Source organism: Streptomyces sp. NPDC046335 (assembly GCF_055587985.1).
In genome coordinates, this window is record NZ_JBVJFF010000001.1 from 92,502 (window position 1) to 112,922 (window position 20,421).

Annotated in this window: 17 protein-coding genes and 1 tRNA gene; 10 read left to right on the top strand and 8 right to left on the bottom strand. The window is 72.2% G+C overall.

Going from position 1 to position 20,421, the window contains the following annotated elements; translation table 11 throughout:
• Window positions 1-61 precede the first annotated feature (61 nt).
• The 5 genes from ACZ6JY_RS00345 to ACZ6JY_RS00365 all read left to right on the top strand — a co-directional run bounded on the left by ACZ6JY_RS00345 (window position 62) and on the right by ACZ6JY_RS00365 (window position 7,958).
• On the top strand, window positions 62-1,714 hold the full coding sequence (locus tag ACZ6JY_RS00345; protein ID WP_469190705.1) for a beta-N-acetylhexosaminidase: 1,653 nt from the start codon (window positions 62-64) through the stop codon (window positions 1,712-1,714).
• 361 nt (window positions 1,715-2,075) lie between these two features.
• A complete protein-coding gene (locus tag ACZ6JY_RS00350) occupies window positions 2,076-2,981 on the top strand; it encodes an FAD binding domain-containing protein (protein WP_469190707.1) in 906 nt (301 codons plus the stop codon).
• Window positions 2,978-5,050: a (2Fe-2S)-binding protein gene (locus ACZ6JY_RS00355; protein ID WP_469190709.1), complete on the top strand. Its 2,073-nt coding sequence runs from the start codon at window positions 2,978-2,980 to the stop codon at window positions 5,048-5,050. The genes ACZ6JY_RS00350 and ACZ6JY_RS00355 overlap by 4 nt, the downstream gene beginning before the upstream one ends.
• Window positions 5,047-7,344: a xanthine dehydrogenase family protein molybdopterin-binding subunit gene (locus tag ACZ6JY_RS00360; RefSeq protein WP_469190711.1), complete on the top strand. Its 2,298-nt coding sequence runs from the start codon at window positions 5,047-5,049 to the stop codon at window positions 7,342-7,344. Before ACZ6JY_RS00355 ends, ACZ6JY_RS00360 begins: the two co-directional genes overlap by 4 nt.
• Window positions 7,345-7,385: 41 nt before the next feature.
• Complete coding sequence (locus ACZ6JY_RS00365; RefSeq protein ID WP_469190713.1) at window positions 7,386-7,958, top strand: AAA family ATPase; 573 nt, start codon at window positions 7,386-7,388, stop codon at window positions 7,956-7,958.
• 13 nt (window positions 7,959-7,971) lie between these two features.
• Here the strand turns inward: ACZ6JY_RS00365 and ACZ6JY_RS00370 are convergent, their stop codons facing one another.
• Entirely contained in the window at window positions 7,972-8,769 is a 798-nt protein-coding gene (locus ACZ6JY_RS00370; RefSeq protein WP_469190715.1) for a hypothetical protein, read from the bottom strand.
• Between the two features lie 148 nt (window positions 8,770-8,917).
• Window positions 8,918-8,989 (bottom strand) — tRNA-Cys (locus ACZ6JY_RS00375).
• 201 nt (window positions 8,990-9,190) lie between these two features.
• Here ACZ6JY_RS00375 and ACZ6JY_RS00380 point away from each other — a divergent pair.
• The 5 genes from ACZ6JY_RS00380 to ACZ6JY_RS00400 all read left to right on the top strand — a co-directional run bounded on the left by ACZ6JY_RS00380 (window position 9,191) and on the right by ACZ6JY_RS00400 (window position 15,209).
• Complete coding sequence (locus ACZ6JY_RS00380) at window positions 9,191-9,733, top strand: DinB family protein (protein WP_469190717.1); 543 nt, start codon at window positions 9,191-9,193, stop codon at window positions 9,731-9,733.
• Between the two features lie 96 nt (window positions 9,734-9,829).
• A complete protein-coding gene (locus ACZ6JY_RS00385; RefSeq protein WP_469190718.1) occupies window positions 9,830-11,290 on the top strand; it encodes an MFS transporter in 1,461 nt (486 codons plus the stop codon).
• Between the two features lie 181 nt (window positions 11,291-11,471).
• Complete coding sequence (locus ACZ6JY_RS00390; RefSeq protein WP_469190720.1) at window positions 11,472-13,271, top strand: DEAD/DEAH box helicase; 1,800 nt, start codon at window positions 11,472-11,474, stop codon at window positions 13,269-13,271.
• A 272-nt stretch (window positions 13,272-13,543) separates the two neighbouring features.
• Window positions 13,544-14,185: an IclR family transcriptional regulator gene (locus tag ACZ6JY_RS00395; protein ID WP_363251085.1), complete on the top strand. Its 642-nt coding sequence runs from the start codon at window positions 13,544-13,546 to the stop codon at window positions 14,183-14,185.
• A gap of 208 nt (window positions 14,186-14,393) precedes the next feature.
• A complete protein-coding gene (locus ACZ6JY_RS00400; RefSeq protein ID WP_469190722.1) occupies window positions 14,394-15,209 on the top strand; it encodes a S16 family serine protease in 816 nt (271 codons plus the stop codon).
• 148 nt (window positions 15,210-15,357) lie between these two features.
• Here the strand turns inward: ACZ6JY_RS00400 and ACZ6JY_RS00405 are convergent, their stop codons facing one another.
• From ACZ6JY_RS00405 to ACZ6JY_RS00430, 6 genes are all read right to left on the bottom strand, one after another.
• Entirely contained in the window at window positions 15,358-15,948 is a 591-nt protein-coding gene (locus ACZ6JY_RS00405; RefSeq protein WP_469190724.1) for an ArsR/SmtB family transcription factor, read from the bottom strand.
• Between the two features lie 93 nt (window positions 15,949-16,041).
• On the bottom strand, window positions 16,042-17,010 hold the full coding sequence (locus tag ACZ6JY_RS00410) for a glycine betaine ABC transporter substrate-binding protein (RefSeq protein WP_469190726.1): 969 nt from the start codon (window positions 17,008-17,010) through the stop codon (window positions 16,042-16,044).
• A complete protein-coding gene (locus ACZ6JY_RS00415) occupies window positions 17,007-17,861 on the bottom strand; it encodes an ABC transporter permease (protein WP_469190728.1) in 855 nt (284 codons plus the stop codon). The genes ACZ6JY_RS00410 and ACZ6JY_RS00415 overlap by 4 nt, the downstream gene beginning before the upstream one ends.
• Window positions 17,858-19,165 (bottom strand): betaine/proline/choline family ABC transporter ATP-binding protein, encoded by a 1,308-nt coding sequence (locus ACZ6JY_RS00420; RefSeq protein ID WP_469190730.1) that lies wholly within the window; start codon window positions 19,163-19,165, stop codon window positions 17,858-17,860. Before ACZ6JY_RS00420 ends, ACZ6JY_RS00415 begins: the two co-directional genes overlap by 4 nt.
• Window positions 19,158-19,805, bottom strand: coding sequence for an ABC transporter permease (locus tag ACZ6JY_RS00425; protein ID WP_469191859.1), 648 nt, complete (start codon window positions 19,803-19,805; stop codon window positions 19,158-19,160). Before ACZ6JY_RS00425 ends, ACZ6JY_RS00420 begins: the two co-directional genes overlap by 8 nt.
• Before the next feature lie 30 nt (window positions 19,806-19,835).
• Complete coding sequence (locus ACZ6JY_RS00430; protein ID WP_355816871.1) at window positions 19,836-20,306, bottom strand: Lrp/AsnC family transcriptional regulator; 471 nt, start codon at window positions 20,304-20,306, stop codon at window positions 19,836-19,838.
• Window positions 20,307-20,421: the final 115 nt, after the last annotated feature.

The following is a 20,421-nucleotide window of genomic DNA, read 5'->3' on the forward strand; positions in this document are numbered from 1 at the left end:
GCGTTGCGCCTGCCGCAACGCCCCTTTTGCGTTGCGCAATCGCGTGACAGCCTTCTGTGGCATGACCTTTGAGCAGCTGATCCCGGCGCCGAACAGCGCCCGCTGGGTGGCTCCCACCCCAGGTTCCCTCCCGCTCGACGACGACACCGTGCTCCGCGCGGGGCCCGGCACCGAGGGCGTCGCGCGGTGGCTGCGCGCCACGGTCGGCGCCGCGACAGGACTCCGCCTCCCCGACGCCCCGGAGGACGGGGAGGCGCAGGGTGGCGAAGGCCGCGGCGGCATCGTGCTGCGGATCGACGGAAGCCTCGCGGCCGAGGCGTACCGCCTCACCGCGGAGGACGGCACGGTCCGCATCGAGGGCGGCGCGGCCGCGGGCGTCTTCTGGGGCGCCCAGACCTTCCGCCAGCTCCTGGGGCCCGACGCCTTCCGGCGCGCGCCGCTCGACCCCACGCGCGCGTGGTCGGTCCCCACGGTGGCCATCGAGGACGCCCCGCGGTTCCGCTGGCGCGGCATGATGCTCGACGTCTCCCGGCACTTCATGCCGAAGGACGGCGTCCTGCGCTACCTCGACCTGCTCGCCGCCCACAAGCTCAACGTCTTCCACTTCCACCTCACCGACGACCAGGGGTGGCGCGTCGAGATCAAGCGCCACCCGAAGCTGACCGAGACCGGCTCCTGGCGGGCCCGCTCCAAGTGGGGACACCGCGCCTCCCCTCTCTGGGAGGAGCGCCCGCACGGCGGCTACTACACGCAGGACGACATCCGAGAGATCGTCGCCTACGCCGACTCCCTGCACATCGCCGTCGTCCCCGAGATCGAGATCCCCGGCCACTCGCAGGCGGCCATCAGCGCCTACCCGCACCTCGGCAACACGGACGTCGTCGACACCGGGGCGCTGACCGTCTGGGACACCTGGGGCGTCAACCCCAACGTGCTCGCCCCCACCGAAGAAGTGATCCGCTTCTACGAGGGCGTCTTCGAGGAGGTCCTCGACCTCTTCCCCTCCACCTTCATCCACGTCGGCGGCGACGAGTGCCCCAAGGACCAGTGGAAGGCCTCGGCCACCGCGCAGGCCCGCATCAAGGAGCTCGGGGTCGACGGCGAGGACGGCCTCCAGAGCTGGTTCATCCGCCACTTCGACCGGTGGCTCACGGCACGCGGGCGGCGGCTCGTCGGCTGGGACGAGATCCTGGAGGGCGGCCTCGCCGAAGGCGCCACCGTCTCCTCCTGGCGCGGCTACCGGGGCGGCATCGCCGCGGCCCGCTCGGGCCACGACGTCATCATGTGCCCCGAGCAGCACGTGTACTTGGACCACCGGCAGCACGGCGGTCCCGACGAGCCGATGCCCATCGGCTTCATCCGCACTCTTGAGGACGTCTACCGCTTCGAACCCGTTCCCGCCGAACTCACCGAGGAGGAGGCCGCGCACGTCATCGGCGCCCAGGCCAACGTCTGGACCGAGGTGATGGAAAACCAGGGCCGCGTCGACTACCAGGTGTTCCCGCGCCTCGCCGCCTTCAGCGAGGTCGCCTGGGGCAGGCTGCCCGCGCCCGCCGAGCGCGACTTCGCCGGTTTCGAGCGGCGGATGACGGCCCATTACGCGCGACTTGACGCACTCGGCGTCGACTACCGGCCGCCGAACGGACCGTTGCCGCACCAGCAGCGGCCCGGTGTGCTCGGCCGCCCGATCGAGGGGCCGCCCCCGAACGTGTGAGGCGGTCGCCGCACGCCCGTTCCCGGCGGCTCGCGCGCACGCGCGGCTGCCGGGAACCCCGGCGGGGACCCCGTGGCGGCAGTCGGCGCAAGGCTCCCAAGTGCCACCGGAGAGGGGCGAATCGCCCCGACCGTCAACGGAGTACGAAAACGGCATATCCCCCTGGTCTACGGACGAATGCCTCCTAGCGGACCCCCGCGTCGGGCCCCGGTGAAGATGTGCCAGAGTTGCCACGTCCGGGTTGTGAGCACGTACCGTACGGCGGAGCAGGCGTAACGGTGACACGTCGCGAACGGCGAGCACTTCACGTACGTGTCGTACGTGAGGGACGCGGCCGGGCATCGGGAAGGGGCAGCCGGTTTTGACCACGCACGCACCGCGGGCGGCACAGGCACCGCAGTCGGTGAAGCTGCCCGCCACGCTCGATGAGGCAGTGGCGGCGCTCGCCGCCATGCCCGCCGCCGTGCCCGTCGCCGGCGGCACCGACCTGATGGCCTCGGTCAACTCCGGGCAGCTCCGCCCCGCCGCCCTCGTCGGCCTGGGGCGCATCAGCGAGATCCGCGGCTGGCAGTACCAGGACGGCCACGCGCTCCTCGGCGCGGGACTCACCCACGCCCGCATGGGCCGTCCCGACTTCGCCGCCCTGATCCCCGCCCTGGCCGCCGCCGCGCGCGCCGCGGGGCCGCCCCAGATCCGCAACGCGGGCACCCTCGGCGGCAACATCGCCTCGGCCGCGCCCACGGGCGACGCGCTGCCCGTGCTGGCCGCGCTCGAAGCCGTCCTGATCATCGCGGGGCCCGGCGGCAACCGCCGTGAGATCCCCGTGTCGCACCTGCTCGCGGGCATGGAGATGCTCCGCCCCGGCGAGCTCATCGGTTTCGTGCGCGTGCCGCTGCTGCACGCCCCCCAGGTCTTCCTCAAGGCGACCGGACGCACCGGACCGGGCCGCGCGACGGCCTCCGTGGCGCTGGTCCTCGACCCCGCGCGACGCGGCGTGCGGTGCGCGGTCGGCGCCATCGCGCCGATGCCGCTGCGGCCCCTGGAGGCCGAGGAGTGGGTCGCCTCCCTGATCGACTGGGACGGCGGGCGCGGCAGCCTCGTGCCGGAGGCGGTCACCGCCTTCGGTGAGTACGTGGCATCCGCCTGTATCCCGGACCAGCCACCGGCGGCCGACGGCACCGAACAGCCGCTGTCGCCCGCCGTACTGCACCTGCGGCGCACCGTCGCCGCGCTGGCCCGACGAGCACTGGGGAGGGCACTGTCGTGAGCGACGACCGGAGCAACGAGGGCGGCGGCTGGCAGCCGCATCCCCAGGGCGAGTACGACTCGGACGCCACGGCGTTCGTGCAGCTCCCCGAAGGCATGCTGGACGCGCCGCTCGCCGCGCCCGGGCACGGCTATGTACCACCGCCGATAACGGTCACCCCCGCCACCGCGGACGCCACCGACCCGGCGGCCACGGGCACGTGGGTCATGCCGCCCGAGCTGACGGGGGCGGCCGGCGCGGTGCGCTGGCCGGAGGCCGGCACGGCCCAGGAACCCGAGCCGCACCACGCGGAGCACCACGGCTACGACCCCCGGGCCACCGGCCAGTGGAGCTTCACCGAGCAGGAAGCGGCCGAACAGCAGCCGTACGGGCAGGACTACGGACACCACCAGGGCCACGACGGCCACCAGGGCTACGCCCAGGGTTACGAGCAGCAGTACGGGCAGGGCGGCACCGGCCACGACGGCACCGGGCACGACGTCACGGGGCAGTGGTCGATCCCCGTCGCGGGCGGCGACCTGCCGGACGAGTCCGGCGAGTACTCCGCATCGGCGCTGACGGCGGACGGAGCCACCCCGGAGGCGACGCGGTTCAACGCCTGGACGGGCGGCGGCACGCCTCCCGCGACCCTGCCGGGCGGCGCGCCCGCGCCGTGGGCGACGGGCGCGGGGGCCGGTGCGCCGTGGGGCGCGCAGGCACAGGCACCAGCACCGGCGCAGGACGCAGGGCCGCAGCTTCGGGAGGCCCCGGAACAGACGGCTCCGGCGGGCGCGGGCCACCCGGACGGGGAGAACCCGTTCGAGCGGACGACGCTGCTGAGGGCGATCAGCGTGCCCGAGGTCGAAAGGCCGGCCTCCGACCGTGGCTCCGGCCGGTCCGTCGGGGCGCCGGGGCACCCGGAGGCCGCCGAACCGGCCGCCGACGCCATGGCGCCCTTCGACGCGCGCCCTCAGCAGGACCCGACCGCGGAGCCCGCCGAGCCCTTCGAGGACATCGAGCCGGACGAGCCCGTCGAGCAGGCGGGCCCCGAGGAGCCGATCGGCTCCACGGAGACCGAGCGGCCCGAGCAGACTGAACAGGCCGAGCGGACCGAACAGGCCGAGCAGGCCGAGCCGGTCGAACCTGCCGGGGCCTTCGAGCCCGCCGATCAGGGCGATCCAGGCGAGCAGGGCGATCCGGTCGGCCCGGGCGATGCGGGCGATGCGGGCCATCCGGGCGGTTCCGTCGAGCCGGAAGCCGCCGCCTCGGCCCCGGAGCAGGACGAAGCCGCCGACGGCCCGGACCCCGAGGCCGCAGGCCCCGAAGAGGCGGGCGAGGCGGACGAATCCGCCGAGCCCCCGGCCGCCCCCCTCCACGACGACCACCCCCTCCTCTCCTACGTCCTGCGCGTGAACGGCACCGACCGTCCCGTCACCGACGCCTGGATCGGCGAGTCCCTGCTCTACGTCCTCCGGGAGCGGCTCGGCCTCGCGGGCGCCAAGGACGGCTGCTCGCAGGGCGAGTGCGGCGCGTGCAACGTCCAGGTCGACGGGCGGCTCGTTGCCTCCTGCCTGGTGCCCGCCGCGACCACCGCGGGCAGCGAGGTCCGTACCGTCGAGGGCCTGGCCGTCGACGGGCAGCCCTCCGACGTGCAGCGCGCCCTCGGGGCCTGCGGCGCGGTGCAGTGCGGCTTCTGTGTACCGGGCATGGCCATGACCGTGCACGACCTCCTTGAGGGCAACCCCGCTCCCACCGATCTGGAGACCCGCCGCGCGCTCTGCGGCAACCTCTGCCGCTGCTCGGGCTACCGCGGTGTGCTCGACGCCGTGCGCGAGGTCGTCGCCGAGCGCCAGGCCTCCGCCGCTGCCGAGCAGGCCCCGGCGCCCGATGAGCACACCGCCGAGGGCCGCATCCCGCACCAGGCGGGACCGGGCGCGGGCGGTGTCCACCACCAGCACGAGGGCCCGTACGAGAACGGGTACGACGCGACGTACGGCGGCGCCCCAGGCGGCCCCTACGAGGCGCCCCACCCGTACGAAGGACCCGAAGGACCACAGGGGCCGTACGGCCGGGACGGAGGCCGGGCGTGAGCGGCGAGACCATCACCACGGCCGATCCCGCCGACGGGCGGGACGCCGAGCCGACGCAGGGCATCGGCGCGTCCCTGGCGTCGGCGGAGAGCCGCGCCAAGACGGAGGGCACCTTCCCCTACGCCGCCGACCTGTGGGCCGAGGGCCTGCTGTGGGCGGCGGTCCTGCGCTCCCCGCACGCGCACGCGCGCATCGTCTCCATCGACACCAGCCACGCCCTGGAGATGCCGGGCGTGCACACCGTCATCACGCACGAGGACGTGCCGGGCGAATCGCTGCACGGCCGCAGGACGGCGGACCGGCCGGTCTTCGCCTCCGACGTCGTGCGCCACCACGGCGAGGCCATCGCCGCGGTCGCCGCCGACCACCCCGACACCGCGCGGATGGCCGCCGCCGCCGTCATCGTCGAGTACGAGGTGCTCGAACCGGTCACGGACCCCGAGAAGGCGTTCGAGGCCGAGCCGCTGCACCCCGACGGCAACCTGATCCGGCACATCCCGCTGCGGCACGGCGACCCCGAGGCCGCGGGCGAACTCGTCGTCGAGGGTCTCTACCGCATCGGCCGCCAGGACCCGGCGCCGATCGGCGCGGAGGCTGGCCTCGCGGTGCCGCGTCCGGATGGGGGAGTGGAGCTCTACATCGCCTCCACCGACCCGCACGCCGACCGCGACCGCGCCGCCGCCTGCTACGGCATTCCGCCCGAGCGCGTGAAGGTCGTCGTCACCGGCGTGCCCGGCGCGACCGCCGACCGCGAGGACGCGAGCTTCCAGCTTCCCCTCGGACTGCTCGCCCTGCGCACGGGGTGCCCGGTCAAGCTGACGGCGACCCGCGAGGAGTCCTTCCTCGGCCACGCCCACCGCCACCCCACGCTCCTGCGCTACCGCCACCACGCGGACGCCGAGGGCCGCCTCGTCAAGGTCGAGGCGCAGATCCTGCTCGACGCAGGGGCCTACGCGGACACCTCGTCGGACGCCCTCGCCGCGGCCGTCTCCTTCGCCTGCGGCCCCTACGTGGTGCCGAACGCCTTCATCGAGGGCTGGGCCGTCCGTACGAACAACCCGCCCTCCGGGCACGTCCGCGGCGAGGGCGCCATGCAGGTGTGCGCCGCGTACGAGGCCCAGATGGACAAGATCGCCAAGAAGCTGGGGACCGACCCGGCCGAGCTGCGGCTGCGCAACGCCATGGCGACCGGCGACATCCTGCCCACCGGACAGACGGTGACCTGCCCCGCCCCGGTCGCCGAACTCCTCGGCGCGGTCAGGGACTTCCCCCTGCCCGACCTGCCCAAGGACAGCCCCGAGAGCGGGTGGCTGCTGCCCGGCGGCCCCGAGGGCGCGGGCGAACCGGCCGCCGTCCGGCGGGGCGTCGGCTACGGCCTCGGCATGGTCCAGCTCCTCGGCGCCGAGGGCACCGACGAGGTCTCCACCGCCACGGTGAAGGTCCACGACGGCGCGGCGACCGTGATCTGCGCGGCCGTCGAGACCGGCCAGGGCTTCACCACGCTGGCCCGGCAGATCGTCCAGGAGACGCTCGGCATCGACGACGTCCGCGTCGCGCCCGTGGACACCGACCAGCCGCCCGCGGGCCCGAGCTGCCGCGGCCGTCACACGTGGGTGTCGGGCGGTGCCGTGGAGCGCGCGGCGAAGATGGTGCGCACCCAGCTCCTCCAGCCGCTGGCCCACAAGTTCGGGATGTCCACCGAGCTGCTCCAGATCACCGACGGCAAGATCACCTCGTACGACGGCGTGCTGTCCACGACGGTCACGGAGGCCCTTGAGGGCAAGGAGCTCTGGGCCACCGCCCAGTGCCGCCCGCATCCGACCGAGCCGCTCGACGAGTCCGGGCAGGGCGACGCCTTCGTCGGCATGGCGTTCTGCGCGATCCGCGCGGTCGTCGACGTCGACGTCGAGATGGGGTCCGTACGGGTGGTGGAGCTCGCCGTCGCCCAGGACGTCGGCCGCATCCTCAACCCCGCCCAGCTCAGGACCCGCATCGAGGCGGGCGTCACGCAGGGCGTGGGCGCGGCGCTCACGGAGAACCTCCGCACTCCGCGCGGCATCGTCCGCCACCCGGACCTGACCGGCTACGCCCTCCCCACCGCCCTGGACGCCCCCGACATCCGCATCGTGAAACTGGTGGAGGAGCGGGACGTCGTCGCCCCCTTCGGCGCGAAGGCGGCGAGCGCGGTCCCGGTCGTGACGTCCCCGGCGGCCATCGCCTCGGCGGTCCGCGCCGCGACGGGCCGCCCGGTCAACCGCCTCCCGATCCGGCCGCAGGCGGCCGTCGCCCAATAATCGCGGGCCCCGCGTGGGCGGCCGGTGGCACCATGGGCCGCATGACCACCTCTGACCCCACCTCCGCCTCCGCCCCCGCGCCCGCCCTCTCCGGTGTCGTCGTCATCACCGGCATCATGGCCTCCGGAAAGTCCACGGTGGCGCAGGCACTCGCCGAGCGGCTGCCCAAGGCCGCGCACGTACGGGGTGACGTCTACCGGCGGATGATGGTCTCCGGCGGCCTGGACTACGAGCCGGGCGCGGGCGCCGAGGCCGAGGCCCAACTGCGCCTGCGGTACCGCCTCTCGGCGTCGACGGCGGACGCGTACGCGGACGCCGGTTTCACCGCGGTCGTCCAGGACGTCATCCTGGGCGAGGAGTTGAAGACGTACGCGGAGCTGGTCCGCACCCGCCCCCTGTACGTCGTCGTGCTCGCCCCGCGCCCCGACGTGGTCGCCGCCCGCGAGGCGGGCCGCGGCAAGACCGGCTACGGCGCGTGGACGGTGGAGGACCTCGACACCGGCATGCGCGAGACCACGCCGCGGATCGGGCTGTGGCTGGACAGCTCGGAGATGTCGGTGGAGGAGACGATCGACGCGATCCTCACGGAGCGGGAGACGGCGCGGGTGGCGTGACCCTGGCGCCGCCTCAGGTGCGCCGACCGGCGGTACTCGTCAGGACCGGGGTCACGGCCAGCAGGCCGACGTCCTCGGGGTGGACCAGGGTCGGGAGGACGACCTCGGGCGCCGGGAGCCGGCGGGGGCGGTCGGCCACGAGAGGCAGGGCGGCCCGCCAGTGCATCATGGGCGGGTCTCCCCGGCGGCCGAGCACCGCCGCGTCGGCCGAGCGGCCGGGGGAAGCGGGGCGGATCGCGGAGAGACGCGGGAGCGGTGGGGGCGAGGGTGGCGGCGGTGGCGTGAGAGCCGCCTCGTCGAGGATCTGCTCCCACTCGACGCTCGGATAGCCGAAGACACGGCACGCCCACGTCCGTCCGCCGCCGCCCGCCTCGCGGCACACCAGATCGGCGCGGATCTCCAGGACTCCCCGGTGCCCGTCCGGCGCCGGGAGGCGCAGCCGCCTCATCGCGGTGGGGCCGGTGTGCGGCCAGAGCAGGGTGCCGTCGTCGGCGCCCCCGATGATGGGGGCGGGCCGGTGGTTCAGATGGACGGTGACCTTGGCCTCGTCGAGGTCGGAACCGGCGGTCTGCTTGATGACGGCGACGACTTCAGGGGCGTCGTCACCGGCGTGGACGTCGCTCTCCACCAGGATGAACTGCGGGCAGTCGGCCCTGTCCCGCTCGTCCCGGGCCCGTGTCGTCTGCTCGCGCAACTGTTCCGTCTGGGCCACGGCCGACAGCTTCGACACCCTGACCTGCCACCACGCGACGGCCACGGCGCCGCCGGCCACGGCGGAGTTCGCCGCCGTGATGTAGTCCCCAGCCTCCACCCCGTACCTCTCGCCCGTGGCCGCTCACGTTCGCCGACGCCATTGTGGCGTCGGGAGGGCGCGGGGGCGGGGGTAACCGGCGAGATACGCACGGAAGTTGGACACGGGCCGGGGCGGCACGGCCCTCCGTGCCGCCCCGCGCCGCCAGAGGCCGTGGCGGGAATCGAACCCGCGTTACTGGATTTGCAGTCCAGCCCCTCAGCCACTCGGGCACACGGCCAAGTCGTCACCTTGACTCCTCGAACGTAGCGGCGGCCGGGCGGCACGCTCAAGGAATCACCGCGTGCCGCAACGGGACTGCCATGCGCCGTTCACGAAGGGAGCCCGCATGCGTGGGGCGTCAACTAGGCCAAACCTTGACCTAGTTGGGTTCTAACGTGCTGCTTGTCCGAAGGAGCGGTACCAACGGAAGGCGGCCACCATGCCCGACACCACGAGCCTCGACCAGCCGACGGTCACCGGCGAGCGCGCCGACCTGCTGGAGACGCTGGCCCAGCACCGGACCATGCTGCGCCACACGGCCCGTGACCTCACCGACGAGCAGGCCGGCCTGCGCACCACCGCGAGCGAACTGTGCGTCGGCGGCATCATCAAGCACGTCACCTCGGTCGAGAAGGTGTGGACCGCGTTCATCCAGGAGGGCCTGCCGGCCCTCGGCGCCGTCACCGACATGACCGACGACGACTGGGCCCAGCGGGCGGACGAGTTCCGGATGCAGCCCGGCGAGACGCTCGCGGGCGTACTGGACGCCTACGAGGAAGTCGCCGCCCGCACCGAGGACGTGGTGCGCGGCCTGCCCCACCTGGACGTGTCCCACCCCCTCCCGGAGGCCCCGTGGTGGGAGCCCGGCGGGTCGTGGACGGCCCGCCGGACGCTGCTGCACATCATCGGCGAGACCGCGCAGCACGCGGGGCACGCCGACATCATCCGCGAGTCCCTGGACGGCGCCCTCAGCATGGGCTGAGTCACGTTCCTCGGGAGAGACCTACGACTAAGGGACCCCCGAAGTCCCGCCCCTCGACAGGGGTGAACAACTCGGACGCCACTTACCCTGGCGTCCATGACCGACACCGCCCCCGACACCGGCGTCACCGCCGCACCCAAGGCCCCGCCGAGCCGGGAGAACCCCGGCGTCCTGCGCAAGCCCTACCGCGCGCTGAGCATCGGCATCGTCTCCGTCGTTCTCCTCATCGCCTTCGAGGCGACCGCCGTGGGGACGGCGATGCCCGTGGCCGCGCGGGAGCTGGACGGGGTCTCGCTGTACGCCTTCGCCTTCTCCGGGTACTTCACCACCAGCCTCTTCGGCATGGTGTTCAGCGGGCAGTGGGCCGACCGGCGGGGGCCGCTCGGGCCGCTCGCCGCCGGGATCTCGCTGTTCGCGGCGGGGCTGCTGCTGAGCGGGACCGCCGGGACGATGTGGCTGTTCATCGCGGGGCGGGCCGTGCAGGGGCTCGGCGGCGGGCTCGTCATCGTCGCGCTGTACGTGGTCGTCAGCCGGGCCTACCCCGAACACCTGCGCCCCTCCATCATGGCGGCGTTCGCGGCGAGCTGGGTCGTGCCGTCCGTCGTGGGTCCGCTCATCGCGGGGACCGTCACCGAACACCTCGGGTGGCGCTGGGTCTTCGTCGGCATCCCCGTCCTCGTCGTCGCGCCGCTCGTCCTCGCGCTGCCCGCGATACGGCGGACCGCCGCGGGGCCCGTCGACCCGTCGGCGCCCGTCGCCCCCTACGACCGGCACCGCATCCGCCTCGCGCTGGGGATCTCGCTGGGGGCGGCCCTCCTCCAGTACGCCGCCCAGGACCTGCACTGGCTCTCGGTGCTGCCCGCCGTGCTGGGGGCGGTCGTCCTCGTGCCCGCCGTGCTCGGACTGCTGCCCCGCGGCACGTACCGGGCCGCCCGCGGGCTGCCGTCCGTGGTGCTGCTGCGCGGTGTCGCCGCGGGGTCCTTCATCGCCGCCGAGTCCTTCGTGCCGCTGATGCTCGTCACGCAGCGGGGGCTCAGCCCGACCATGGCCGGACTCTCGCTGGCGGTGGGCGGGGCGACGTGGGCGCTCGGATCGTACGTACAGTCGCGGCCCCGCATGGAGCCCCACCGCGCGCGGCTCATGGTCACCGGCATGCTCCTGGTGGCCGCCTCGATCCTCGCGGCGCCGACCGTCCTCGCCGAGGCCGTGCCGGTGTGGGTCGTCGCCGTCGCGTGGGCGTTCGGCTGCTTCGGCATGGGCATGGTCATCGCCTCCACGAGCGTGCTGCTGCTCAAGCTCTCGCCCCCGAAGGACGCCGGCGCCAACTCGGCGGCCCTCCAGATCTCCGACGGCCTCTCCAACGTCCTCCTGCTGGCCGCGGGCGGCGCGGCCTTCGCCGCGCTGGGCGGCGGCACGGTGGGCGCGGGCCACGGAACGGACGGCGTCGCGGGCTCCCACCCGGCCGCGTTCGTGGCGGTCTTCCTGCCGATGGCGGCGGTCGCGCTGGTGGGCGCCTGGGTCGGCACCCGGCTGCGGGCGCGGACGCCCGACGCCTGACGGGGGGCGCCGCCGGGGCGCCGCCGGGGCTTCGCGGAGCGGTACCGCGGTCGCCCGGCGGCGCCATGTGATGCCTGTCGCACCGGAGCCCCGCGGCCTCGTCGGCCAGGGGAGGTGTCAACGCGGCACCGGTAGGGTGGCCCGGTTGTCGTACGTACCCGAGCAGTCAAACGCGGAGACCGTGACTACCACCAGCGCCGCCGCCAACTCCTCCCACCACCTCTCGCCCGCCTTCCCCGGCCGCGCCCCCTGGGGCACCGCCAACAAGCTGCGTGCCTGGCAGCAGGGCGCGATGGAGCGGTACCTCCAGGAACAGCCGCGAGACTTCCTCGCCGTCGCCACCCCCGGCGCCGGCAAGACGACGTTCGCGCTCACCCTCGCGTCCTGGCTGCTGCACCACCACGTCGTGCAGCAGGTCACCGTGGTCGCGCCCACCGAGCACCTGAAGAAGCAGTGGGCGGAGGCCGCCGCCCGTATCGGCATCAAACTGGACCCGGAGTACAGCGCGGGCCCGCTCAGCAAGGAGTACCACGGGGTCGCCGTCACGTACGCCGGTGTGGGCGTGCGCCCCATGCTGCACCGCAACCGCTCCGAGCAGCGCAAGACGCTCGTCATCCTCGACGAGATCCACCACGCGGGCGACAGCAAGTCCTGGGGCGAGGCCTGCCTCGAGGCGTTCGAGCCGGCGACGCGGCGGCTCGCGCTGACCGGTACACCGTTCCGGTCCGACACCAACCCGATCCCCTTCGTCACGTACGAGGAGGGGAACGACGGCATCCGGCGCTCATCCGCCGACTACACCTACGGCTACGGAAGCGCCCTCGGCGACGGCGTCGTGCGGCCCGTCATCTTCCTCTCCTACAGCGGCAACATGCGCTGGCGCACCAAGGCCGGTGACGAGATCGCCGCGCGGCTCGGCGAGCCGATGACCAAGGACGCCGTCAGCCAGGCCTGGCGCACCGCCCTCGACCCCCGCGGCGACTGGATGCCGAACGTCCTCAAGGCCGCCGACAAGCGGCTCACCGAGGTCAGGAAGGCCATCCCCGACGCCGGCGGCCTCGTCATCGCCTCCGACCAGGACTCCGCGCGCGCCTACGCCAAGCTGATCCGGGAGATCACCGGGGCGAAGGCGACCGTCGTGCTGTCCGACGACACGGGCGCCTCCAACCGCATCGATGACTTCAGCGCGAGCAACGACCGGTGGATGGTCGCGGTCCGCATGGTGTCCGAGGGCGTCGACGTGCCGCGCCTCGCCGTCGGCGTGTACGCCACCACCATCTCCACGCCGCTCTTCTTCGCGCAGGCCGTCGGCCGTTTCGTACGGTCCAGGCGGCGCGGCGAGACCGCCTCCGTCTTCCTGCCGACCGTCCCCGACCTGCTCACCTTCGCCAACGAGATGGAGGTCGAGCGCGACCACGCCCTCGACAAGCCGAAGAAGGAAGGGGAGGAGGACCCCTACGCCGAGTCCGAGAAGGAGATGGACGAGGCGAACAAGGAGCAGGACGAGGACACCGGCGAGCAGGAGCAGTTCTCCTTCGAGGCGCTGGAGTCCGAGGCCGTCTTCGACCGCGTGCTCTTCGACGGCGCGGAGTTCGGCATGCAGGCGCACCCGGGCAGCGAGGAGGAGCAGGACTACCTCGGCATCCCCGGGCTCCTCGAACCCGACCAGGTGCAGATGCTGCTCCAGAAGCGGCAGGCCCGGCAGATCGCCCACAGCAGGAAGAAGCCGGACGAGGAGGCCGACCTCCTCGAAATGCCCGCCGAGCGGCGCCCGGTGGTCTCCCACAAGGAACTCCTCGGGCTGCGGAAGCAGCTGAACACGATGGTCGGCGCGTACGTGCACCAGAGCGGCAAGCCGCACGGCGTCATCCACACGGAGCTGCGGCGCACCTGCGGCGGACCGCCGAGCGCCGAGGCCACGGCCGGGCAGCTCAGGCAGCGCATCGAGAAGGTACAGGAGTGGGCCACGCGCATGAAGTGACGCGTGAGGCGCCTGGTGTTTTTGTTGCGCCCCCCGCGTAACGGGGCAATGGGGGGCGCTAGGGGCGTCTCCGTGCCCGGATTCTGGACGGAGTCTTCCGCTGAGCGGGACGGCCTCGCTAATGTCCCGAGCTACGCACACGCCCCGTGGCAGCGCCGCCGCGGAGCGCAGCCGGTGTTCCGACCGGCGGCCTCTGACGCGCGTCGCCCACGGGACCGGCGGCGCAACCGCCGCGTAAGGGGGTCGCCGTCCTCACTTAAGGAGTGGGCGTCGTGACCGCGGAGACTTCCCAGACGCTCGACCGAGGACTGCGTGTCCTCAAGCTGCTGGCCGACACCGACCATGGCCTCACGGTCACCGAGCTCTCCAACAAGCTCGGCGTGAACCGCACCGTGGTGTACCGCCTGCTCGCCACGCTCGAACAGCATGCCCTGGTCCGTCGTGACCTCGGCGGCCGTGCCCGCGTCGGGCTCGGGGTGCTGAGGCTCGGCCGCCAGGTGCATCCGCTGGTGCGCGAGGCCGCGCTGCCCGCGCTGCGCTCGCTCGCGGAGGACATAGGGGCGACGGCCCACCTGACCCTCGTCGACGGTACGGAGGCCCTCGCGGTCGCCGTGGTCGAGCCGACGTGGACGGACTACCACGTCGCCTACCGGACGGGTTTCCGTCACCCGCTGGACCGGGGCGCCGCCGGACGCGCCATCCTCGCCGCCCGGCAGAACCTGGTCACCGACCCGGGGTACGCGCTCACCCACGGCGAACTGGAGGCCGGCGCGAGCGGGGCCGCGGCGCCGCTGGTCGGCGTGACGGGGATAGAGGGCAGCGTGGGCGTGGTGATGCTGGCGGACTCCGTGCCGGAGCGGGTGGGGCCGCGGGTGGTGGACGCGGCGCGGGAGGTCGCCGACGCGTTGCGCTGACCGCGCGGTTTGAGCGGTTTCTCTTGGCTCGGTCCATCGCCGGCTGCGCCGAGCTCGTCCTCAATCGCCGGACGGGCTTGGTCTTCGCCGGCTGCGCCGAGCTTGTCCTCAATCGCCGGACGGGCTCAATCCCTGGCCTGACGGGCTCAATCTTCGTCCGGGCGGGCTCAGGCGTCGGCGGTTGTGCGGGTCGCGTTAGATTGATCCCGTGCTGTTCTCCCTCTCTCGTCTCACGCGTCCCCAGGTTCTCGCCGTTTGCGCGCTGCCCGTGGTGGCTCTGCTCGCTGTCGCGGGGCTCGCGCCGTTGCCGTTCGCCGTGGCTCAGCCGGGGGGGACCACGAACGTCCTGGGGAAGCATGAGGGGAAGCCGGTGCTCACCATCACCGGGGTGCCCACCCGTAAGACCGAGGGCGCGCTGCGCATGACGACGATCGTGGCCACGGGGCCGCAGATGGACGTGCGGCTCGGCGACGTGATCGACGGGTGGTTCCGCACGGACCGCGCGGTGATGCCGAAGGACTCGGTCTACCCGACCGGGGACAACGTGAAGGAAGTCGAGAAGCACAACCTCGGCGACATGAAGAAGTCGCAGGACGACGCCACGGAGGCGGCGCTCGCCTACCTCAAGGCGAACGGCGTCGACAACACCGGCAAGGTGAAGGTCGAGGCCGACCTCGGCAAGATCGGCGGCCCCAGCGCGGGCCTGTTCCTCTCGCTCGGCATCATCGACAAGCTGGACGGCGACGGCGACGGCAGCGGCAGTGACCTGACGGGCGGCCGCACCATCGCGGGCACCGGCACGATCACCGCCTCAGGCGAGGTGGGCGCGGTCGGCGGCGTGGCCCTGAAGACCCAGGCGGCCCGCCGCGACGGAGCCACGGTCTTCCTGGTCCCGAAGGACGAGTGCGCGGACGCCGAGGCGGAGAAGCCGAAGGGGCTGCGCCTGATCCCGATCACCACGCTGAAGGGGACGGTCGACGCACTGCGAGCCCTGAAGAAGAACGGCGACGTCCCGAGCTGCTGACCAGCCGCAGGCCCAGTTCGACCATGGTCCAGCCCACTCGCGTACGGAGCCGGGGGCGCCGTTTCCGTAAGGGCGCCGCTCGCCGTAGGTCGGCGGAGCGGGCGTGGTGCAGCAGCAGGTGTATGTCGGAGTGCATGGCTGGGTCCTCTCACTCGGTGGAACGGGTCGGGAAGACGTGCGTGTGCAGCCGGACCCTGGCGGAGTCCGGGGTGTCCGGGTCCACCGCAAGCGGGCGGTAACTCTCGATGAGCGCACTCAGCTTCTGGTTCAGCTCGGCGGTCAGCTCCGGCGTCAGCCGCAGGCTGTAGTCGCTCATGTCCGCGCTCTCGGTCCACTCCTTCGGCCACTCGCGCATCGTGCCGAGCCAGGTGGACAGCTCCTGGGCGTGCAGCGTCGCGTTCTCGTGGAGGTAGAAGTCGGCGGCGCCACGGACGGCGGGGTCCGGGTCGTGGCGCAGCGACTCGTCGAAGTAGGTGCCCTGGTGGCTGGAGCGCCACCAGCGTTCGCGTCCCTTGCCGCGCTCGGGGTCGTCCTCGACGAAGCCGTACGCGGCGAGCTGGCGCAGGTGGTAGCTGGTGGCGCCGCTGGACTCGCCCAGGCGCTCGGCAAGTTGGGACGCGGTCGCGGGGCCGTCGAGCCGCAGCGAAGCGAGCAGCCGCACCCGCAGCGGATGGGCGAGCCCGCGCAGCGTACGGGGGTTGAGCGTGTGGAGCTTCCGGGGCTCGGGCTGTTCCGTCATGACAGTGAGCGTAGAGATGCAGAGACTTCGTTGCAACGGATTCTTTGCAACTAAGTCTTTGTAACTCTCGTTCTCCCATGGAGCCCGGTCGTCCTACTCCTTCACGAAACCCTCCTCGACCAGCCAGTCCTTCGCCACCTCGTGCGGGTCCCTGCCGTCCACGTCCACCTTCGAATTGAGGTCACGGGCCACCGTGTTGTTCAGCTTCGCCGTGATGGGGGCCAGGATGTCCGCGATCTGGGGGTGCTTCTCGAGGGACTTGGTGTTGATCTCCGGGGCCGCGTTGTAGTTGGGGAAGAAGTGCTTGTCGTCCTCCATCGTCGTCAGGTTCATCGCCTTGATGCGGCCGTCCGTGGTGAAGACCTCGCCGTAGACGCACTTCCCCTTCGACGCCTGGGTGTAGATGATCCCGGTGTCCATCTTGGTGATGTTGGAGGAGGGGATGCTCATCCCGTACTCCTTCTGCATGCCCGGCAGTCCGTCGTCGCGGGACGCGAACTCGCTCTCCACGCAGAGCGTCACGGCCCCCGGGTCCTTCTTCGACAGTGCCGTCACGTCCGAGAGGGTCTTCGTGCCGTACTTCGCCGCGTTCTTCGCGTTCATCGCCAGGGCGTAGGTGTTGTTCAGGGTCGCCGGGGCCAGCCATGTGACGCCGTTCTTCAGGTCCGCGTCCCGTACGGCCCGCCACTGCTCGTGCGGGTCCGTGATCGGGTCCGTGTTGCCCTGGTACGTGATCCATGCCGTGCCCGTGTACTCGTACATGGCGTCCGCGTCCCCGCTCTTCACCGCCTCGCGCGCGCCGATCGAGCCCTGGATGCCCGTGCGGTCGAGCACGTCCGCTCCGGCCGCCTTGAAGACGATGCCCATGATCGCGCCGAGGATGAGCTGCTCGGTGAACTCCTTGGACGTGACCGTGAGATCGACGCCCTTCAGGGGGAGGCCCTTGCCGACGGAGCCGGGCCGCACGTCGTCCACCATCGGGCTGCCGCTGGTGAGACCGCAGCTCACGAGCAGGGCGCCCGCCACCACGGCGACCGCCGTCGTACGCGTCGTGACCCTCATGTCCGCACCTCCAGACCGCGTGGGCGCAGGAACAGTTCGGCCACGGAGGCCAGCCAGTCCACCAGCAGCGCCAGCGCGATCGTCAGGATCGAGCCGAGCATCAGGACCGGCATGCGCTGGTTCGTCATCCCGGTGGTGATCAGGTCGCCGAGGCCGCCGCCACCGCCGAACGTGGCGAGGGTGGCCGTGCCGACGTTGAGGACGAGTGCCGTCCGTACGCCCGCCAGGATCAGCGGGACCGCCAGGGGGAGTTCCACCTTGGTCAGGACGCCCATCGGCGACATGCCGATGCCGCGCGCGGCCTCCAGGAGCGTGGGGTCGTTCGCCTTCAGGCCCGCGATGGTGTTGGAGAGGACCGGCAGGACCGCGTAGATGATGATGCCGATCAGCGCCGCCCTCTTGCCGATGCCGATCCAGATCACGAGCAGCGCCAGCAGGCCGATCGCCGGGGTCGCCTGGCCCATGTTGGCCAGGGCCATCGCCCCCGGGGCCGCCTTCCGCAGCTTCCTGCGGGTCAGCAGGATGCCGAGCGGGATGGCGATGATCAGTACGAAGAAGGTGGAGATCACCGTCAGTTCGATGTGCTGGCGCAGGCGGAGCCAAACGTTGCCGTCGGCCAGCGCGTTCCGCGAGATCGAGTCCAGGTCCGCCTGCTGGAACCACAACCAGGTCAGCAGCAGGACCACCGCGAGCACCGCGGGCAGGAACGTGAGCTTCTGCCAGGTGACCCGCCGCGGCTGCCCCCGCGGTGCCGGTGGCGGCGGGGCCTCCTGCTCGCCCTCGCCGATGTCGCGGAAGGCGAGGCCCTTGACCTCGTGCTCGCCCTCGGGGCGGTGTTCGTGGGGCCTCATGCCTTCGACTCCCCCGGGGTGCCCTCCTGGGCCTGGTGCGTCACCTGGGCCCGCTGCTCCTCCAGTTCGTGCTGGTGCTCGATGGCGTCGAAGCGGTCGGCCTCCAGCATCTCGTGCACGGAGTTCATCAGCGTCTCCATGTCGACCACGCCCGTGTACTCACCGCGCCGACCGGTCACCGCGACCCGCCCCGCGTTGTCCGTGAGGACCGCTTCAAGGGCGTCGCGCAGCGTGGCGTCACGGGTCACCGTGTCGTGCACGAGGGTGCCCGCGCGGGCCAGCGAACCCCTGGCGCGCATCAGGTCGCCGCGCCGCAGCCACTTGTAGGGGCGGCGCCGCTTGTCGAGCAGGAGCAGTTCGTTGGTGCCGTGGGCGCGCAGGGCGTCGAAGATGTCCTGGAGCGGGGTGTCGACGGTCACCGTCGGGATGTCGGCGATCTCCACGTCGCGTACGCGGGTCAGGTTCAGCCGCTTGAGCGCCGCGCCCGCGCCGACGAAGCCGGAGACGAAGTCGTCCGCGGGGTTGGTGAGGATCGCCTCCGGGGTGTCGAACTGCGCGATGTGCGAGTGCTCCCGCAGGACGGCGATGCGGTCGCCCAGCTTGATCGCCTCGTCGAAGTCGTGCGTGACGAAGACGATGGTCTTGTGCAGCTCCCGCTGGAGCCGGATCAGCTCGTCCTGGAGGTGGTCGCGGGTGATCGGGTCGACGGCGCCGAACGGCTCGTCCATGAGGAGGACGGGCGGGTCGGCCGCCAGGGCGCGGGCCACACCGACCCGCTGCTGCTGGCCGCCGGAGAGCTGGCGGGGGTAGCGGCCGTGGAACTCGGCCGGGTCGAGGCCGACCAGGTCGAGCATCTCCTCCACCCGCTGTCTGACCCGCGTCTTGCCCCAGCCGATCATCTTCGGCACGAGCGCGATGTTCTGGGCGACCGTCATGTGCGGGAAGAGGCCGGACGACTGGATCGCGTACCCGACCTTGCGGCGCAGCTTCACCGGGTCGATGTCGGTGACGTCCTCGCCGTTGATGCGGATGCGGCCGCCGGTCGGCTCGATCAGGCGGTTGATCATCTTCAGCGTCGTCGACTTGCCGCAGCCGGACGGGCCGACGAAGATGACCGTCTCACCCGCCTTGATCTCCATGCTGACGCTGTCGACGGCCGGTTCGGCGCTCCCTGGATAGCGCTTGGTGAGGTTCTCCAGCTCGATCGTCGCCCCGGAAGTGGCGGAGACGGCGGAAGCGGGCCCGGCGGCATCGTCCGCCGTGGCGCCGGAGCCGCCGGCGGTGGTCTCGGACGTCTCAGACACGGATACCCCTCGGGATCGTCAGCCGGCCGATCAGGACGTACACGGCGTCGAAGAGCAGCGCCAGGATGACGATCCCGAGCGTGCCCGCGAGCACTTGGTTGAGCGCGTTCTTGCTGCCGAGCGAGCCGATGCCGCGGAAGATCTCGTTGCCGAGGCCGGGCCCCGACGCGTACGCGGCGATGGCCGCGATGCCCATCAGCATCTGCGTGGACACCCGGATGCCGGTCAGGATCGGCGGCCAGGCGATCGGCAGCTCCACCCGGAAGAGCCGGGCGAAGCGGGACATCCCGATGCCCTTCGCGGCGTCGACGAGCGTCGGGTCGACGCCCCGCAGCCCCACGATGGCGTTGCGCACGATCGGCAGCAGGCCGTACAGGGTGAGGGCGACGACGGTCGGCGCCACGCCGAGACCGACGACCGGGATGAGCAGGCCGATCATGGCGAGCGAGGGCACGGTGAGGATGGTTGAGGTGACGGTCGTGGCCACGTTGCCCGCCCACTCGCTGCGGTAGGTGAGGACGCCGATCACCACGCCGATGACGGTGGCGACGACCATGCACTGGAAGACGGCGCTGGCGTGCTGGTACGCGTCGGTCAGCAGTTGCTGGTGGCGGCTGCCGAGGTAGTCCCAGAAGTTCACTGAAGTGCTCACCTCGTTCTTCCGGAGGACTCAGGGGTCTTCGGACGCCTGCTCCACCAGCGGGATGATCCGCAGCGGAACGGGGTTCTCCATGACGATCGCGGTGGAGGCCCGGACGATGCCATCAAAACCCACGACCCGGTCGATCACACGTTGGAGATCGGCGTTCGAGCGGGCCACGAGGCGGCAGAGCATGTCGCCGTGGCCGGTGATGGTGTGCAGTTCGAGGACCTCGGCGACGCCCGCCAAATGGGCGCGCACATCCGCACCCTGGCCTTGTTTGATCTCCAGCGTCGCGAAGGCCGTGACCGGGTAGCCGAGCGCGGCGGGGTCGACCTCGGGGCCGAAGCCCCGGATGACTCCATTGGACTGAAGGCGGTCCATGCGCGCCTGCACCGTGCCGCGCGCGACGCCGAGCCTGCGCGAGGCCTCAAGGACCCCGATGCGGGGCTCCCGCGCGAGGAGCACGATGAGCCTGCCGTCCAGATGATCGATCGCCATACGGCCTCCGCGGTGGTCATGATGTACAGATAGCCCGGCCATCCTGGTCCGTCACTGAGCAGTTTGACCACTGAAAACTCGAACTATTGCGCACCTTGTAAATCGGCGGGAGTCT